This is a genomic window from Rhizobium sp. 10N427 (assembly GCF_056394605.1).
Genome location: NZ_JBFTID010000010.1, coordinates 168,247 through 185,107 on the forward strand (window position 1 = coordinate 168,247; position 16,861 = coordinate 185,107).

Genomic DNA, 16,861 nt, shown 5'->3' on the forward strand with positions numbered 1-16,861 from the left:
GACAGGTGCCAGGCAACGGCGCCAAAATTGCGCCGTTAGTTGCCTGCGCCCAGCCAGGCAGTCTCCAGCGTATAAAGAGCCTGCGGGCGCTTGACGCCGCGCAACGCATATCGCCCGATGCAGGCGAGTTCGGCGCGATCCTCGCTCGGGATCGTATCGGCGAATTCTGACGAGATCAGCACGTTAAAATCCACCGACCGGCACATCGAGGCGATGCGGCTGACCTCGTTGACGGCAGGGCCGATGACGGTGAAGTCGAGCCGCTCCTGGCTGCCGATATTGCCGTAGAACACATCGCCAATATGCAGGCCGAGATAGACATCGGTCGTTGGCCGGCTATCGATCGTGCGCGCCGCATTGAGCTTGGCGAGCTTTTCGCGAAGCAGCCGTTCGGCCTTCAGCGCCGCGCAACAGGCTTCCGAGGGATCCTCGCCCTTGAAGATCGCCAGCACGCCATCGCCGATCAGCTTCAAAACGTTGCCGCCGGACTCGTGGATCGCCGAAATCACCACTTCGCTGTACTCGTTCAGAAACGGCAGGATCTCTTCCGGCGAAGCGTTGTCGGAAATCTTCGTATAGTTCAGCAGATCCGAGAACCAGAGAGCCGCCGAAATCCGCTCCGACTTGCCCCGGCTGATCTTGCCTTCCATCACCTGACGCGCCGCGTCTTCCCCGAGATAGACCTCGGCAATGGTGCGGGCGATGCGGCCGAGCGCGATGCATTTGATCGCTAGCGCCAATACCGGCACCAGCTTGCGCAGGATGACGAGATCATGGTCCGAAAAGCCTTCCGGGTGACGCGTCGAGAAATGTGAGAAGAAACAGTCCATCTCGCCGATGGTGCCTTCCTTCTCGAAGCGGTGGATCAACGCGACGTAATCGGTATGGCCGAGCTCGGCCATCTTCTCCAGCATCTGGAAATCGGCGGGATCGCCGAAGCCAATACGGCGGCGAACCTCGTTTTCGGTGCCGGCCCAGAGATAATAGAAGGCGGACCGCTTCCAGCTTTCCAGCGCTTCCCCCTCACCGGTCGGTCCATATTCGAATTCGGATTCGATCTCCTGCTCGCTGTCAAAGCGAAAGGCGCGTCCCTCGTGAACTGGATGCAGCGTATCCATCAGCGCCATGCCGCGGTCGATCTGCAGACCCTTGTCACGGCAGGCGATGCAGAAGCCGTCGAGCAGCTCGGACTCCGTCGCGCCCTTCAAGCCCTGTTCCGTCAGCCAGGTCGCGATGGTTCCAATGTCGCTGTATTCCATGCCATCCACCTCCCTGTTCGGCCAACAACTATCCGGATTTCGTCCCATGAGAAAGAAAAACAAGAGAGTGGCGGTCACCCGCCGGATGGCATGTTGAACGGCGTGATAATCTCGACGGCCGAAAGCGGCCCGTGGCCGTTTCGCTGCGCCTTCGAGGAGCGGTCGAGGATGGCGCGAAAAGCCGAGCGCGCATCGGTGCGCAAATCATGGTGCAGGACGAAATTGATCTTGCCCGCTGCCAGCAGCGTGCGATTATCGGCATCGAGATCATGCGCCACAAACACCCGCAACGGCCGCCCCGACGCCTCGAAGGCGGCAAGCACCGCCCGGTTGCCGCCACCGATCGAGTACACGGCATCGATCGCCCGGTTCGCTGCGAGCGCCTCGGCCGCCAGCGTCCCCGTCGCCGCATCCGTCCCATGTCCCTCGCTGATTTCGGTGATCCCGATCGACGGATAGCGCTCGCGGATGATGCGGCGAAAGCCGATTTCGCGCTCTTCCTCCCCCCTGAACCGTCCGCTTGACAGCGTTACCAGCACATGGCCCGGCCGCTCTCCCATCTGCGAGCCGATCAGATAGGCAGCCGTCTCCCCGGCCGCCCGGTTGTCGGCGCCGGCATAGGCCGCGCGCGGCGAGTTCGGCAGATCGGTGACCAGCGTGACGACAGGAATCTTTGCCTCGTCGGCACGCCGCACGGCGGCAATGACATCGGGCACATCGGGCGCTTTCAGCACGATGCCGTGCGTTCCGCGAAGCCGGATGCGATCGATCAGCTGCACCAGCTCGGCCGGCCTCATGACTTCGGCGAAGTGGAACCGGCAGCGGAACACGGTCGGCAGCAGCGTCGCGACCTCCGCCTCGAAGGCGGCCCGGACAGCATCGCTGAACCGCTCCGGCGTTTCCATGACGATATCGATCGATAGCTTCCGGCTGGCTGCCTCGGCACCCGCCTGCTGCTTTTCCAGTTCGGCAATCGCCGCCTTGACGCGCTGCTCGGTCTGGCGGCGCACTCCGGGCCGCCCGTTCAGCACCCGATCGACGGTCGCCGTGCTGAGCCCGGCCTGGAAGGCGATATCCTTGACGAGGAAATGGTGAGGCATCGGCACAGTTCTGATGGTTTTTTGATGGATCGCTGATCTATATCAGCAAATGCTGCGGCGTATAGTGCCCTCCATCAGCGATTGGAGGAGCACCTGATGAAAACCGACAACCTGCAGAAACTGCGAGCCGACCGCGTCTGGCTGACCGAAGACGCTTGCGATCTCGGCGATTTTCGCGATCTGGCCGAGAAGACGACCTTGCTCGCAGACTACCCAAATGCCGATAGCGTCGAGAAGAACGTGCTGATCTATGACAGCCGTAAGGTCGTCGCGGCGATCGCCGATCCCGAAGGCCGCCGCGCTGTGCTGGCGGAAATCTGTGAAGCCTTCGGCGAAGGCCCTGGCGTGGTCGTCTTCAAAGGTGCCTATGAGAATACCTCGATCATCGACCGCGCCAGCAAGATCTTCGACGAGATCATCGAGGAGCAGCACCGCAGTTCGACCGGTGGCGGCGACCATTTCGCCAAGCCGGGTGCCAATGATCGCATCTGGAATTCGCTGGAAAAGCACTGCCTGGCCGACCCCGAGAACTTCGCCCGCTACTATGCCAATCCGATCATTGCGATCGCCAGCGAAGCCTGGCTCGGGCCGAGCTATCAGATGACGGCGCAGGTCAACCGCGTCAATCCGGGCGGCGCGGCACAATCGGCGCATCGCGACTATCACCTCGGCTTCCAGTCTTCCAAGGTCATCGAGCAGTTTCCCGCCCACGTCCACAAGCTCTCGCCGGTGCTGACGCTGCAGGGCGCTGTCGCCCATTGCGACATGCCGCTCGAAAGCGGACCGACACTCTTCCTGCCGCATAGCCAGACCTATGTGTCGGGCTACCTCGCGCTCAAGCGCCAGGAATTCAAGGATTACTTCGACAAGCACCATATCCAGCTGCCGCTGCAGAAAGGCGACCTGGTCTTCTTCAACCCGGCCCTTTTCCACGCCGCCGGCACCAACCGCTCCGCCGATATCAAGCGCGTTGCAAACCTCCTGCAGGTCTCCTCCGCCTTCGGCCGGGCCATGGAAACGGTCAACCGCGAGCGCATGAGCGCCAAGCTGTTCCCGGCGCTGAAGAAACTGAAGGGGCAGCTTTCGGAAACAGATATCGTCAACGCCGTCGCCTCCTGCGCCGAGGGCTATTCCTTCCCGACCAACCTCGACCGCGACCCGCCGGTCGGTGGCCTGGCGCCGAAGACGCAGGCGCAGCTGATGCATGAGGCGCTGAAGGAAGGCTGGAGCGATGAAGCCTTTGCCAAGGCGCTTGCGGATCAGGCGGAAAAGAAGCTGACGTAAGAGCAGGAGCCCCCTCATCCGCCCTTGGGCACCTTCTCCCCGCTGGGGAGAAGGGGACACGAGACGGCGCGGCAAATCCCTTCTCCTCTCGGGGAGAAGGTGGCGGCAGCCGGATGAGGGGGCCATACGCACGAACCAACCCGCCTCTCGCACCCGCGAGGGGCTATTTGCACATCAATCAACGGAGGAACCACATGAGCACCGACTTGAGCCGCCTCGACGGCAAGATCGCTATCGTCACCGGCGGCACCCAGGGCCTCGGCGCCACCATCGCCCGGCTGTTTGCCGAGCGCGGCGCCAAGGGCATCGTCATCTGCGGCCGCAATGAAGCGAAGGGCAAGGCCAAGGCGGAGGAACTCTCGGCCGAAACCGGCGCCAAGGTCGTCTATGTCAAGGCCGATCTCGGCAAGGTCGAGGACGCGCAGAATGTCGTGCGCACCTGCGACCAGACCTTCGGCCGCGTCGATGCGCTGGTCAACGCCGCTGCGATCACCGACCGCGGCACCATCCTCGACACGAGCCCGGAGCTCTTCGACCAGATGTTCGCCGTCAACGTCAAGGCACCGTTCTTCCTGATCCAGGAGGCAGTCAAGGTGATGCGCCGTGAGAAGATCGAAGGCACGATCGTCAATATCGGCTCGATGTCGGCGAAAGCCGGTCAGCCCTTCATTGCCGCCTACTGCGCCTCCAAGGGCGCGCTGGAAACGCTGACCAAAAACACCGCCTATGCGCTGCTGCGCAACCGCATCCGCGTCAACGGCCTGAACATCGGCTGGATGTCGTCGGAGGGCGAGGACCGGATCCAGCGAGAATACCATGGCGCCGCCGAGGACTGGCTGGCAAAGGCAGCCGCAAGCCAGCCCTTTGGCCGACTCGTCGATCCCGAGGAAGTGGCACGCGCCTGCGCTTATCTCTCGTCTGGGGAATCCGGCCTCATGACTGGCTCAGTTATCTGCTTCGACCAATCGATCTGGGGTGCCTATGACGGCTCCCCGCATCCGGTCGCCGCTCTCTAAGTGACTGCCGGAGCCCGGTAATTTTCAGCGCCGGGCTCTGGCACGCCTCGCCGTTTATCGCTACGAAAGACGCATCCATTGCTTTGGGAGGAGCATATCCGTGTCCGAAAACCCGCTCTACGACATCCGTGACGAACGCTTCCATGGGCTGATCGCCGGCAGTGCCCGGCTGGAGGAGCTCTATAGCGGCTGCCGCTGGGCGGAGGGTCCCGTCTGGTTCTCCGATTGGAACTGCCTGCTTTGGAGCGACATTCCGAACGAACGGATGATGCGCTGGGTTCCTGATGGCACGGTCTCCGTCTTCCGTTCGCCTTCGAACTACGTGAACGGCAACACCCGCGACCACCAGGGACGGCTGGTCTCCTGCGAGCATGGCGGACGGCGGGTGACGCGCACCGAGCCGGATGGCCGCATTACGGTCCTCGCCGACAGCTACGAAGGCAAGCGGCTGAACTCTCCCAACGACGTCGTCGTCAAATCCGATGGCTCGATCTGGTTCACCGATCCGAGTTACGGCATCATGTCGGACTATGAAGGCCACAAGGCCGAACCCGAGCAGCAAACCCGCAACGTCTATCGCATCGATCCGCAAAGCGGCAAAATCGATGCCGTCGTCACCGACTTCATCCAGCCGAACGGCCTTGCCTTCTCGCCCGATGAAAAACAGCTCTATATCGCCGATTCAGGTTCATCGAACCATGACGTACCCCGCCACATCCGCGTCTTCGACGTTATCGATGGCAAGACGCTGGCAAACAGCCGCTACTTCTGCTCGATCGACAAGGGCGTGCCCGACGGTTTCCGGTTCGACGTTTCTGGCAATCTCTGGAGCAGTGCCGCCGACGGCGTCCACTGCTTTGCGCCCGATGGCACTCTCCTCGGCAAGATCCTGGTGCCGCAGACGGTCTCGAACATCTGCTTCGGCGGCATCAAGAAGAACCGCCTGTTCATCACCGCGACCCAGTCGCTCTATTCGATCTACACGACCGTCAACGGTGCACAGTACCCGTAACTGATCACGAGGCGCGGCGGGCGGATTGGCGGAGCCCCCGCTGAAACACCTGCTTCATCTCGGCAAACCCGTCAAAGCCAAGATGCTGGGCGAAGCGGACGACGCTTGTCTGCGAGACATTGCAGCGCTCGGCGATCTTCTGGCTGCTTTCGAAAGCGAAAACGTCGGGCCGCTCGGCAGCCAGCCGGGCAAGCGCTGCCAGCCGCTCCGGCACGTTTCGATAGACGGCAGCCCAGAACGTCTTGCTGATGAGAAACTCGTGAACGTCGCTTTCGGCCTTCAGCGATATCAGCTGCATCGTCTCTCTCCTTGAAGGAACCGCCCGCGAAGGCCGGAGCGGAACCGCCCCAGCCCCCACGGGAGGAAGCTCAGACTTTTCCGTCGGGGCGGCCGTGAAGCGCCTCGGCGCGATGCCAGTTTTCCAGGGTCCGGCCATCCCTGTGCTTCTGCTGCGCCCAGCGAATACCGTTCGAAATGACTTGGTGGATGATCTTGTCGTGATAGATGGGATAGGTCTCATGGCCTGGGCTGAAGAAGAAGATGCGCCCGCGCCCGCGCTGCCAGGTGCAGCCGCTGCGGAAGACTTCGCCGCCCGAGTACCAGGAGATGAAGACCAGCTCGTCCGGCTGCGGGATATCGAAGGGCTCGCCGTACATTTCCGAGGCGTTGACCTCGAAATAGGGCGGCAGACCCTCTGCGATCGGATGCGAGGGATTGATGACCCAGACGCGCTCCAGATCACCGGCCGGCGACTCACGCCAGGAGAGGTTGGCATTGGTGCCCATCAGGCGGCGAAACAGCTTCGAGTGATGGCCGGAATGCAGGATGACGAGGCCCATGCCTTTCAGTACCCGCTGCTGGATGCGGTCGATCAACCCGTCGCTGACCTCTTCATGCGCCATGTGGCCCCACCAGAGCAGCACGTCGGTATCCTCAAGCAGGGAATCCGGCAAACCTTCGTCGGGGTCATCGAGCGTGCCGCGGCGGATCTCGAAGTCGGCATGCTTGATGCCGGCCGCAATCGCGCCATCGATGCGGTCGGGATAGATATCCTGCACTTCCTTGTGCACCTGCTCGTGGCGGCCTTCGTTCCAGATCGTAACCTTGATCGTCATGATATCCTCGAATGTTATGATGCTTGAGCCGGACGGATGACCCGTCCCGACGCGTCGAAGAGATGGCAGGCCGCAGGATCGGCCGAGAGCGAAACGCGGTCACCGGGCCGGACCGCAACATCGCCATCCGAGCGGATGACGATCGGATCCTTGGTGGTGCCGACGGTGATGTAGGTCTCGACGCCGAGGCGTTCGACGATCCCCACCTCGGCATTGAAGTTGCCCTGCCCATCGGCCGCGATTTTCAGATGCTCGGGCCGCACGCCAAGGCGCACCTCGCCCTGGGGAATATCGGCCGCACCGGACATGTCCATCGCCAGGCCGATCGCGCTTTCGAGACGCAGATTTCCGCCCTGCCGTGTCGCGGTCATCGGTATGACGTTCATCTTCGGCGAGCCGATGAAAGTGGCGACGAATTCGTTCTCAGGCTTGTGGTACAGATCCATCGGCGCGCCCTGCTGGGCCACCGTTCCCTTGTTCAGCACGACGATCCGGTCGGCCATCGTCATCGCCTCCACCTGATCGTGGGTGACGTAGACGACAGTCGCCTTCAGCTCCCGGTGCAGGCGCTGCAGCTCGGCACGCATCTGTACGCGTAGTGCGGAATCGAGGTTCGACAGCGGCTCATCGAACAGGATCAGCGACGGCTTCTTGATGATCGCCCGGCCGATAGCGACACGCTGGCGCTGACCACCGGAAAGGGCGGCCGGGCGGCGGTTGAGGTAATCGGTCAGTTGCAGGATTTCGGCGACGCCTTCAACCTGCTTGCGGATCTCCGCCTCCGGCACCTTCTTCAGGCTGAGCGAAAAGCCGATATTCTCGGCGACCGTCATATGCGGATAGAGTGCATAGGACTGGAACACCATGGCGATGCCGCGCTTGTCTGGCGGCACGTCGTTGATGCGCTGGCCGTTGAGGATGAGATCACCGTCATCGATGCCCTCCAGACCGGCGATCATCCGCAGCAAGGTCGACTTGCCGCAGCCGGACGGGCCGACAAAGACGGCGAATTCGCCATCGTTGACGGTGATGTCGACGCCCTTGATGACTTCGAGCGAACCGTAGAATTTGCGGACGTTCTTCAGATTGATCATTCGGTTTCTCTTTCTTGTCTCAGCCCTTCACACCGCCAGAGAATGTCTGGACGAGGAAGCGCCGCGCGAAGCCGAAGGCAATGACGGCAGGCAGGAGGTAGATGAAGGCAAGGGCGGCGAGCAGGCCGTAATCGATCTCGTTGATGCGCAGGAAGGCGCGGAAGAGACCGAGCGGCAGCGTCTGCAGCTCCGGCGACGACAGGAAGATCAGCGGCAGCAGGAAATCGCCCCAGGCCGACATGAAGGTGAAGAGGCCGGCTGCGGCAAGACCAGGCAGCGCCAGCGGAATCAGCACCCGGCGGATGCGCTGCACCATCGTGGCGCCGTCCATGACGGCAGCCTCTTCATAATCCCGCGGCAGACCGTCGAAGAAGGTCTTCATGATCCAGAGCGCCAACGGCAGCTGCATGGTGGCGAGCACCAGCATGATACCGAGATAGCCGTCGATGAAGCCCGTCCAGCGCATAATGTCACGCGCATAGCTGCCGAAGATCGGCCGGAGAATCGCGCCTTCGGCATTGTTGAGCGTCAGCAGGAACTTGTAGAGGGGCACCACCAGCGCCGTTGGCGGCAGCACGCGGATCAGCAGGATCGTATAGAGGAACGGCAGTTTCCACCAGGCGCGGGTCCGCGACAGCGCATAGCCGCCAAGCCCTGCCAGCACCATGACGATAAGGGTCGCGCCGCCAACGATGAACAGCGAGTTGAACAGCCACCGGCCGCCATCTTCCTTGATGAAGACGCGGGCATAATTCCCAAGGCTCCACTGCTCCGGCCAGCGCAGGAAGAGCTGGGCATTGCCATCGAGGGAGGCAAGCAGCACCCAGAAGAACGGCACGGCGCAAAAGATCGAGATCACCGACAGCGTGGCATAGGCCATCAGGTCGGAGCGCGTCTTGTTGGCGCTTTCGCTCGGAGAGATCACCGCCATATCAGATCTCCACCTTCATGGCGCGGACATAGCCGATGCCAAGGATCAGCGAGATGATCAACGCGACGACCGCGACAGCAGCGCCGTAACCCAGCTGGAACGCCGTGAAGGACTGGTTGTAGATATAGATGCTGACGAGTTCGGTCGCCCCACCGGGGCCGCCGCGCGTCAGGGCATAGACGAGACCGAACACGGCGATCGTCGAGACGGCGGAGATCAGCATGTAGAGCAGGATCGTCGGCATCATCAGCGGCAGCGTGATGCGGCGGAACATCTGCGATGGGGTAGCACCATCCATGCGGGCGGCCTCGTAGATTTCGGTGGGAATGGTGCTAAGCCCGGCGGTCAGCAGGATCATCGCCGTTGCGATACCGCGCCAGGTGTTGACGATGATGATCATCGCCAGCGGAAAGGTGTTCAGCCAGTCAGCCGGCGCAATGCCGAAGAAGCTGACGATGCGCGACAGCGTCGCATGCTCGCCGCCCGCCAGCATCGAGATCCACATGAAGCCGGCGACGACCTCAGGGGCGGCATTCGGCAAGAGGATGATCGACGAGAAGATCTGCCGGAACCGGATTTCGCGGCGGAGCGCCATGGCGGATACGAGACCGAGCACGAACTGGCCGATGACGGCCGAGCCGACCACGAAGAAGAAGGTGACGAGCAAAGAGTTCCAGAACTTCGCATCATTGAACAGCCGCGCGTAGTTGCGCAGCCCGACGAAGCGGGGCCGCAGCGCAGCCGCACCGGTCAGCGCCTCGTTGGTGAAGCTCAGATAAACCGAGTACAGTGCCGGGTAGATGACGAAGGCAAGCAGCAGAACCAGCGACGGCAGCAGGATGATGAGAAGCTGGCGCTCGGCGCGGCGTTCATGAGAGTTTCTGATCATCGAAGCTCACAACCTTATCGAATGAAGCGGAAGACGCGGCAGACTTGCCGCGCCTCCCAATCTTGGGCGGGAGAAAGTACCCAAGCTTATTTCACGGCATCGTCGCCGAGCGTTTCCTTGACGTAGTCGACCAGGATCTTCTGGGCGCCGGCTGCATCGGTTTCCTTGCGCAGCAGCGCTTCGGTGGCGCGGGCAACACCTTCCGAAACGGTGCCGAAGCCGGAAGCCTGCTTCAGGAACACGCCGTTTCCGGCAGCCGCATGGATCGGCACCAGTTCCGTCAGCTTCTGGAAGTCGGCATTCGAAGCCGCATCCTTGCTGGCCGGAATATTGCCGATGCGGGCCGCATAGGAGACCTGCGTTTCGACGGAGCCGATTTCCATCAGCGCCTTGATGGCGAGTTCGGCATTGGCCGACTTGGCATTGACGGCCCACGGAGCCGCCAGGTTGGCGAGCACGTACTGGCCGCCGTTCTGGCCGGGAACCGTCCAGGTGCCGACGATCTTGGTCACGTCAGGGATCGGGTTCTTACTCTCGCGGCCCCAGTCGAAAATGTAGCACCAGGAGCCGCATGTGGTGGCGGCGAGCTTGCCCTGCGGGAACATTTCATACTTCGGCACGACCCACGGCTCAGGGCCGAGCAGCGGCTGAACCGGCATCAGATCGTTGTCGATCAGCTGCTTGTAGACATCGAAGACATCCTTGACGCCTTCGCCGTTGAGATCGAACTTGCCATCCGCATCGACGATCTGCGGCGTCTTCGAGCCGACGATCAGATGCTGGAAGCCCTCGTCGAACGCGCCGCCGCCCCAGGCCACACCGGCCGGGAAGAGTAGGCCATAGGCGCCGGTCTTCGTCTTGATCTCGGCTGCACGGTCGAGCAAGTCTTTCCAGCTCTTTGGCTGTTCGGTCGAAATACCGGCCTTATCGAGCACATCCTTGCGATAGTAGATTTCCTGGATACCCAGCATGAAGGGCATCACATAGGTCTCGCCATCGGGGCTGACGGCCAGCTGCTTGGCCACATCGTAGAGGCCGTTATAGCCTTCCCAGGCCTTGAATTCCTTGGTGACAGGAGCGAGGTAACCGGCTTCCACCATATCGGCGACGGCAGATGCAGTCGGGATGGAGAACAGGTCGGGCGCATTGCCTGCGCCGAGCTCGGTCAGCAGCTTCGTCAGATAGTCCCTGTCCGGCGCCGGGTATTCGACAACCTCGACCGTGACACCGTATTTCTTCTCGATGCGCTCGACCGTCGACTTCATGGCGTCGATACCCGACTGGCCATGGTTCGCAATCCGGATCGTTTCAGCATGAGCCAGCGTCGATACTGCGCTGAGCAATATGGCGCAAAGGCCACCGATAACCGTCTTCTTCAACGGAAGTCCTCCCTCTTGTTCACAATGGCGCCCTCCAGCACCCGTCGAAAATGTACACGCATTCCCATGCCTGACAAGATGATTTTGCAATCGTTCCCAATGCAAAATTTAAGTTGTTGTTTTTATGTTATTATTTATAGCTTGCAACAAATACATCGTTTGTGTAATCGTTTGCACAATCGCATTCGGGAGGATTTTGCATGATACAGAAACTGCGCCTCGGCGTGATTGGCGCCGGGCTGAAGGCGGCCGAATATGCCCATAGCTGGGCCAAGATGCCGGAAATCGAATTTGCCGCGCTTGCCGATACCATCCCGGGTTCGCGTCAGCGGCTGATCGACGTCTGCAAGGAAGCCGGCGCACCCGAACCGGAAGCCTTTGAAGACTATCGCGACATGCTGGCGAAGCGCCACGATACGCTGGATATCATCTACATCTCCACCCCGCATGCATTCCATGGCGAACAGGCCGTCGCCGTCGCCGAGGCTGGGCTCGACCTCTTCCTGGAAAAGCCGATGGTCACCACCGTCCCCGAAGCTGAACGGCTGATCGCGGCGCAGAAGAAGACCGGCGTCACCATCGTCACCGCCTTCCAAGGCGGCCTCTCGCCGCTGGTGCTCGACACCCGCAAGCGTGCGCTATCGGGCGAGTTCGGCGACCTGATCGCTATATCGGGCATGATCTGGGAAAGCTGGGCCGCCAATTACGAAGGCCACTGGAAGCAGCGGCCGGAAATATCCGGCGGCGGCTTCATGTTCGACACCGGCGCTCACATGATGAACACCGTCTGCCTGCTTGCCAATTCGGACTTCGAGAGCGTTTCCGCCTACATGCACAATCACAGCCGCAAGGTGGATATCGCCACAGCCGTTTCCGCACGGCTGAAGAACGGCGCGCTGGCGACACTGACGGCAGCCGGCGAAGGCCCTCCCGGCTGCGCCTCCTACATCACCTTCTTCTATTCCAAGGCGATCGTGCGCATCGACGCCTGGGGCGGCTGGCGCGAGATCAGCTTCGGCCGGACCAGCGAGCCACGCGAAGAAGCCGAGATTCTCGGCAATCCCATGAAGAACTTCCTCGCCATCCGCGCCGGAAGCATGGAAAACTCCGGCTCCGTTGAAATGGGCTTGCGATTCGCTAGGCTCTGGGACGCAATCAAGGAATCGGCGGCGGCGGAGGGAGTGCCCGCCAGGATCGCCGTCTAAGCAATTCCGGAAGCAAAACTGCGCAGCGGTTTTGCTTCCGGAATTGCGTAACAACAAAGGTAGACCCGCTCCGCGATACGGAGAAGAGCGGAATGGGTCTAGACGGGGTGGAAGCAGCATGAGCAGGAAACGCATCACATCCAAGGAGCTGGCGAAGCTCGCCGGTGTGTCCTCGGCGACGATCTCGCGCGCCTTCTCACCCGATTCCCGCATCGGCAGCGCCACGCGTGACCGTATCCTCGCTGTCGCCCGCGAGCACGGCTACCAGCCGAACGCCATCGCCCGCTCGCTGAACAATCAGCGCTCCCGTCTGGTTGCCCTGGTGGTCAACGCGATCGGCAATCCTTGCGAGGCGGAAGAGCAGCAGCTGCTCGTTCATCGCCTTCAGGCACGCCAGCTTCTGCCAATCATTCTCTGCTGCGCCGATCATTCCGACCGGCTGCAGCTGATGCGGCTGGCCTCGACCTATCAGGTCGATCACGTCGTCGTTTTCTCCGACATGGTGTCAATGCAGGATGCCGTCGACATCTTCCATACGACGAAACCGATCATCGTCTCCTTCGAGCCGTTGGAGAACGAGAATGTCTCCAGCATCCGCATCGATGGCGCCGTCGGCGCTGCCGAGATCATCGACAAGATCGTCAAGGATGGAAAAAAACGCTTCGCCTATCTTTCCGGAACGAAGTCCAGCTGGATCGACAAGCTGCGCCGCAAATGGTTTGCCGACGGTCTTGCCAAGCATGGCTTGGCTTTCGAGGCAGAGGCCTTCGGCGACTATTCCTACGATTCCGGCTTCAAAGAAGCCGTCATGCTGCTGCACCGCTCGAAGGTGGATGCGATCATCTGCGGCAACGACGTGATGGCGATCGGCGCGCGCGACGCGGCCCGGCGCGTCCTCGGCAAGCAGACGCCCGGCGATATCGCCATCGTCGGCCAGGACGGCATCGCCATGGCCACCTGGGACTGCAACGACCTGACAACGTTGAGCCTTGACCATGCCGCTTTCATGGATGCCGTGGTCGAGGTGATCGAACGCCACGAGCAGGATATCGAAGGCCCGCACAACATCACGCTTGCCTGCACGCCCCGCTGGGGCTCCACCGCGTAAGGCAGCGCTTTTCATTGCATCGAGGAGGAATTTCCATGACCATGATTTCACGCGCGCGCGCCTCGCGCCGCATCATTGCCCGCGCCTGCAGCAAGGAAGCCTGATATGCGTTCCGTCGTCTCCTTAAATGAATCCTGGAGCTTCCACGAGGGCTTCGGCCAGCGCCTGCTCGACGCCTTCGACGGCAGCACGACCGTCAGCCTGCCGCATACGGCCGTCGAACTGCCGTTCAATTATTTCGACGAGAAGAGCTATCAGCGGCCATTCACCTATCAGAAGCTGCTGCGCTGGATGCCCGAATTCGAGGGCCGCGAAGTCTCTATCGTCTTCGACGGCGCCATGGCCGACAGCGTCGTCTACCTGAACGGCGAAGAGATCATTGCGCACAAGGACGGCTACACGCCCTTCGAAGCCCGCCTGACAGGCAAGCTTATCAAGGGCGACAACCTGATCACAGTCAAGATCGACGGCAGCGAGAACCCTGCCATCCCGCCGTTCGGTGGCCGCATCGACTACCTGACCTATGCCGGCATCTACCGCGAGGTCTGGCTGAAGGTCACCGGCGCCGTCTCGCTCAGCAACATCAAGATCGAGACGCAGAACGTCCTTGCCGAAACGAAGTCGGCGACCGTTCATTGCAAGCTCTCCAATCCGCAGGACGCGACGTTCCTCGGCACGATATCCGGCACGATCCGCGATGCCTCGGGCATCGTCATCGCCACGGCAACGGCTGAGACCACCGGCGAGGACGTGACGCTCGGCTTCAGCGATCTGACCGGCATCGCCCTCTGGGATATCGCCAATCCGGCTCTCTACGAGCTCACAGTCGACCTCAAGACCAGCCATGGGTCGGATCGCCTCACCTCGAATTTCGGCTTCCGCACCGCCGAGTTCACGCCCGAAGGTTTCCTTCTGAACGGCAAGCCGCTGAAGCTGCGCGGCCTCAACCGCCACCAGGCCTATCCCTATGTCGGCTATGCCGCCGGGCGCTCGGCGCAGGAACTCGACGCCACCATCATGAAGACGGTGCTGAAGTGCAATATCGTCCGCACCTCACACTATCCGCAGTCCAAATGGTTCCTCGACCAGTGCGACCGCCTCGGCCTGCTGGTTTTCGAAGAAATCCCCGGCTGGCAGCATATCGGCGATCTCGAGTGGCAGAAGGAGTCGATCGAGAACGTCCGTCGCATGATCGAGCGCGACTGGAACCACCCCTCGATCATCATCTGGGGCGTGCGCATCAACGAGTCGCTCGACAGCCACGACTTCTACGCCGAGACCAACCGTCTCGCCCGCGAACTCGACCCGACCCGCCAGACCGGCGGTGTCCGGTACCTGACGGAAAGTGAGTTGCTGGAAGACGTCTACACGATGAACGACTTCATCCTCGGCAACGAGGAACTGCCGGGCGCCAATCGCCCGCGCACCGCGCTGCGCCCGCAGCAGGAAAATACCGGCCTTGCGCACAAGGTGCCCTACCTGATCACCGAGTATAACGGCCACATGCATCCGACCAAGATGCACGATCCGGAACAGCGCCAGGCCGAACACGTCCGCCGCCATCTGGAAGTGCTGAACGCCGCCTATGGCGATCCTGACATCTCAGGCGCGATCGGCTGGTGCATGTTCGACTACAACACCCACAAGGATTTCGGCTCCGGCGACCGCATCTGCTACCACGGCGTCATGGACATGTTCCGCGAACCGAAATTCGCGGCCTACGTCTACGCCAGCCAATGCGAGCCTTCAGATGAAGTCATCATGAAGCCGGTGACCTTCTGGGCGCGTGGCGAGCGCAGCATCGGCGGCGTGCTGCCGCTGATCATCCTCACCAATTGCGACGAAGTCGAATTGAAATACGGAACGCTGACCAAGCGGATCGGCCCCGACCGCGAGAACTATCCGCATCTGCCGCACCCCCCTGTCGTTCTCGACCACCGGCACTTCACCGCTGATGAGCTCGGCACCTGGGGTCTGGAATGGATTGACGGCGAGTTCACCGGCTTCATCGATGGCGAGCCGGTCGCGCATCTGACGCTGGCGGCGGATCCGCTGCCTGCAAGGCTGCAGCTCGCACCTGACGCGATCGCCTTGAAGGCCCGGGAGCGCGACAGCACCCGCGTCATCATTCGCGCACTCGACCAGCGCGATCAGCGCCTGCCCTTCATGGATGACAGCGTCACGCTGCGCGTCGAAGGACCGGCGAAGATCGTCGGCCCGAACAACGTACCGCTGCAGGGCGGCACGGCTGGCTTCTGGCTGGAAGCAACGGGACTGACAGGCACGATCACCGTGGAAGCGACCTCAAACCGCTTCCCGCCCGTCAGTTTCACTGTAACCGCACAGTGACGGATCAGGCGATCCGCAGCTGGCTCTGCGGATCGAAGAACACCGCCTTGTCGAGATTGAAGGCAAGGCGGGTGTTCGTGCCTGCCTCGATGCCAGCATCGGCGCCGAGGCGCGCGACGACGGATTTGCCGCCGAGCTTGGTGACGGCGAACGTATCCGCGCCCGCGGGCTCGACAACTTCGATCATGCAATCACCGTGCGACACCGATTTCGCCTTGCGGTCGACACCATCGAGATCGGTCAGCGCTTCCGGGCGAATGCCGAAGATCACAGGCTTGCCATTGTAGCTCGTCAGGCTGTTGTTGCCCGAGGGCACCGGCAGCTTCAGCGGCTCGGCATTCGGACGGTCGAGCGAGACCTGCAGACCGCCAGCGCCGTTCTCAACGGTCGCGTTCAGCAGGTTCATTGCCGGCGACCCCATGAAATCGGCGACGAAAACGTTGGCCGGGCTGTTGTAGATTTCGGCAGGCGTGCCGAACTGCTGCAGGACGCCATCGCGCAGGACGGCAATCTTGGTTGCCAGCGTCATGGCCTCGATCTGGTCGTGCGTCACGTAAACGATCGTCGTGCCCATGCGCTGGTGCAGACGCTTGATTTCGGTGCGCATGTCGACGCGCAGCTTGGCATCCAGGTTGGACAGCGGCTCGTCGAACAGGAAGACCTGCGGGTTGCGCACCAGGGCACGGCCCATGGCAACGCGCTGGCGCTGGCCGCCGGAAAGCTGGCTGGGCTTGCGATCCAGCAGATGGCCGATCTGCAGCATCTCGGAGACCTGCTTGATCGCCTTTTCGCGCTCCTCCTTCGGAACGCCGCGGATCTCCATGCCGAAGGCGATGTTTCCCGCCACCGTCATGTTCGGGTAGAGCGCGTAGCTCTGGAACACCATGGCGATATCGCGTTTCGACGGATGCAGATCGTTGATCGCCCGGCCGTTGACGCGGATTTCGCCTTCGGTGATCGTCTCAAGACCGGCAATGGTGTTGAGCAGCGTGGACTTGCCGCAGCCGGACGGGCCGACGAGCACGAGGAAGCCGCCCTCTTCGAGCTCGAGATCGATCCCCTTGAGGATATCGACGGCGCCGAAGCGCTTCTTGAGACCGGAAATTTCAAGGAAAGCCAT

15 protein-coding genes are annotated in these 16,861 nt (G+C 61.8%); 6 read left to right on the forward strand and 9 right to left on the reverse strand.

The annotated features are described in order from the left end of the window. Positions 1-35: 35 nt before the first annotated feature. Together AC1DIJ_RS20980 and AC1DIJ_RS20985 are read right to left on the reverse strand one after the other, a co-directional pair. Complete coding sequence (locus AC1DIJ_RS20980; protein WP_112385673.1) at positions 36-1,259, reverse strand: adenylate/guanylate cyclase domain-containing protein; 1,224 nt, start codon at positions 1,257-1,259, stop codon at positions 36-38. Between the two features lie 74 nt (positions 1,260-1,333). After that, positions 1,334-2,359 carry a LacI family DNA-binding transcriptional regulator gene (locus AC1DIJ_RS20985; protein WP_112385674.1) on the reverse strand — a complete coding sequence of 342 codons (1,026 nt, stop codon included), beginning with the start codon at positions 2,357-2,359 and terminating at the stop codon, positions 1,334-1,336. A gap of 96 nt (positions 2,360-2,455) precedes the next feature. Here AC1DIJ_RS20985 and AC1DIJ_RS20990 point away from each other — a divergent pair, with 96 nt between their 5' ends. The 3 genes from AC1DIJ_RS20990 (at position 2,456) to AC1DIJ_RS21000 (ending at position 5,671) form a co-directional block, all read left to right on the forward strand. Continuing rightward, the gene (locus AC1DIJ_RS20990; RefSeq protein WP_112385675.1) at positions 2,456-3,643 is read left to right on the forward strand and encodes a phytanoyl-CoA dioxygenase family protein; all 1,188 of its coding nucleotides are present in this window, start codon (positions 2,456-2,458) and stop codon (positions 3,641-3,643) included. 194 nt (positions 3,644-3,837) lie between these two features. After that, positions 3,838-4,659 carry an SDR family oxidoreductase gene (locus tag AC1DIJ_RS20995; protein ID WP_112385676.1) on the forward strand — a complete coding sequence of 274 codons (822 nt, stop codon included), beginning with the start codon at positions 3,838-3,840 and terminating at the stop codon, positions 4,657-4,659. Between the two features lie 100 nt (positions 4,660-4,759). Beyond that, positions 4,760-5,671 carry an SMP-30/gluconolactonase/LRE family protein gene (locus tag AC1DIJ_RS21000; protein WP_112385677.1) on the forward strand — a complete coding sequence of 304 codons (912 nt, stop codon included), beginning with the start codon at positions 4,760-4,762 and terminating at the stop codon, positions 5,669-5,671. 4 nt (positions 5,672-5,675) lie between these two features. Here the strand turns inward: AC1DIJ_RS21000 and AC1DIJ_RS21005 are convergent, their stop codons facing one another. The 6 genes from AC1DIJ_RS21005 to AC1DIJ_RS21030 all read right to left on the reverse strand — a co-directional run bounded on the left by AC1DIJ_RS21005 (position 5,676) and on the right by AC1DIJ_RS21030 (position 11,079). Then, entirely contained in the window at positions 5,676-5,969 is a 294-nt protein-coding gene (locus AC1DIJ_RS21005) for a MurR/RpiR family transcriptional regulator (RefSeq protein WP_162705921.1), read from the reverse strand. 70 nt (positions 5,970-6,039) lie between these two features. Further along, a complete protein-coding gene (locus tag AC1DIJ_RS21010) occupies positions 6,040-6,786 on the reverse strand; it encodes a ThuA domain-containing protein (protein WP_112385679.1) in 747 nt (248 codons plus the stop codon). 14 nt (positions 6,787-6,800) lie between these two features. After that, entirely contained in the window at positions 6,801-7,880 is a 1,080-nt protein-coding gene (locus tag AC1DIJ_RS21015) for an ABC transporter ATP-binding protein (RefSeq protein WP_112385680.1), read from the reverse strand. A gap of 19 nt (positions 7,881-7,899) precedes the next feature. Continuing rightward, positions 7,900-8,811: a carbohydrate ABC transporter permease gene (locus tag AC1DIJ_RS21020; RefSeq protein WP_112385681.1), complete on the reverse strand. Its 912-nt coding sequence runs from the start codon at positions 8,809-8,811 to the stop codon at positions 7,900-7,902. Between the two features lies 1 nt (position 8,812). Continuing rightward, positions 8,813-9,700 (reverse strand): carbohydrate ABC transporter permease, encoded by an 888-nt coding sequence (locus AC1DIJ_RS21025; protein ID WP_112385682.1) that lies wholly within the window; start codon positions 9,698-9,700, stop codon positions 8,813-8,815. An 86-nt stretch (positions 9,701-9,786) separates the two neighbouring features. Next, on the reverse strand, positions 9,787-11,079 hold the full coding sequence (locus AC1DIJ_RS21030) for an extracellular solute-binding protein (RefSeq protein ID WP_112385683.1): 1,293 nt from the start codon (positions 11,077-11,079) through the stop codon (positions 9,787-9,789). 200 nt (positions 11,080-11,279) lie between these two features. Here AC1DIJ_RS21030 and AC1DIJ_RS21035 point away from each other — a divergent pair, with 200 nt between their 5' ends. From AC1DIJ_RS21035 to AC1DIJ_RS21045, 3 genes are all read left to right on the forward strand, one after another. Beyond that, complete coding sequence (locus AC1DIJ_RS21035; RefSeq protein ID WP_112385684.1) at positions 11,280-12,284, forward strand: Gfo/Idh/MocA family protein; 1,005 nt, start codon at positions 11,280-11,282, stop codon at positions 12,282-12,284. Positions 12,285-12,402: 118 nt separating this feature from the next. Continuing rightward, on the forward strand, positions 12,403-13,392 hold the full coding sequence (locus tag AC1DIJ_RS21040; RefSeq protein ID WP_112385685.1) for a LacI family DNA-binding transcriptional regulator: 990 nt from the start codon (positions 12,403-12,405) through the stop codon (positions 13,390-13,392). 105 nt (positions 13,393-13,497) lie between these two features. Then, the gene (locus AC1DIJ_RS21045; protein ID WP_112385686.1) at positions 13,498-15,741 is read left to right on the forward strand and encodes a glycoside hydrolase family 2 protein; all 2,244 of its coding nucleotides are present in this window, start codon (positions 13,498-13,500) and stop codon (positions 15,739-15,741) included. A 4-nt stretch (positions 15,742-15,745) separates the two neighbouring features. Here AC1DIJ_RS21045 and AC1DIJ_RS21050 read toward each other — a convergent pair whose 3' ends face one another. Further along, positions 15,746-16,861, reverse strand: a complete 1,116-nt coding sequence (locus AC1DIJ_RS21050; protein ID WP_112385687.1) for an ABC transporter ATP-binding protein — start codon at positions 16,859-16,861, stop codon at positions 15,746-15,748.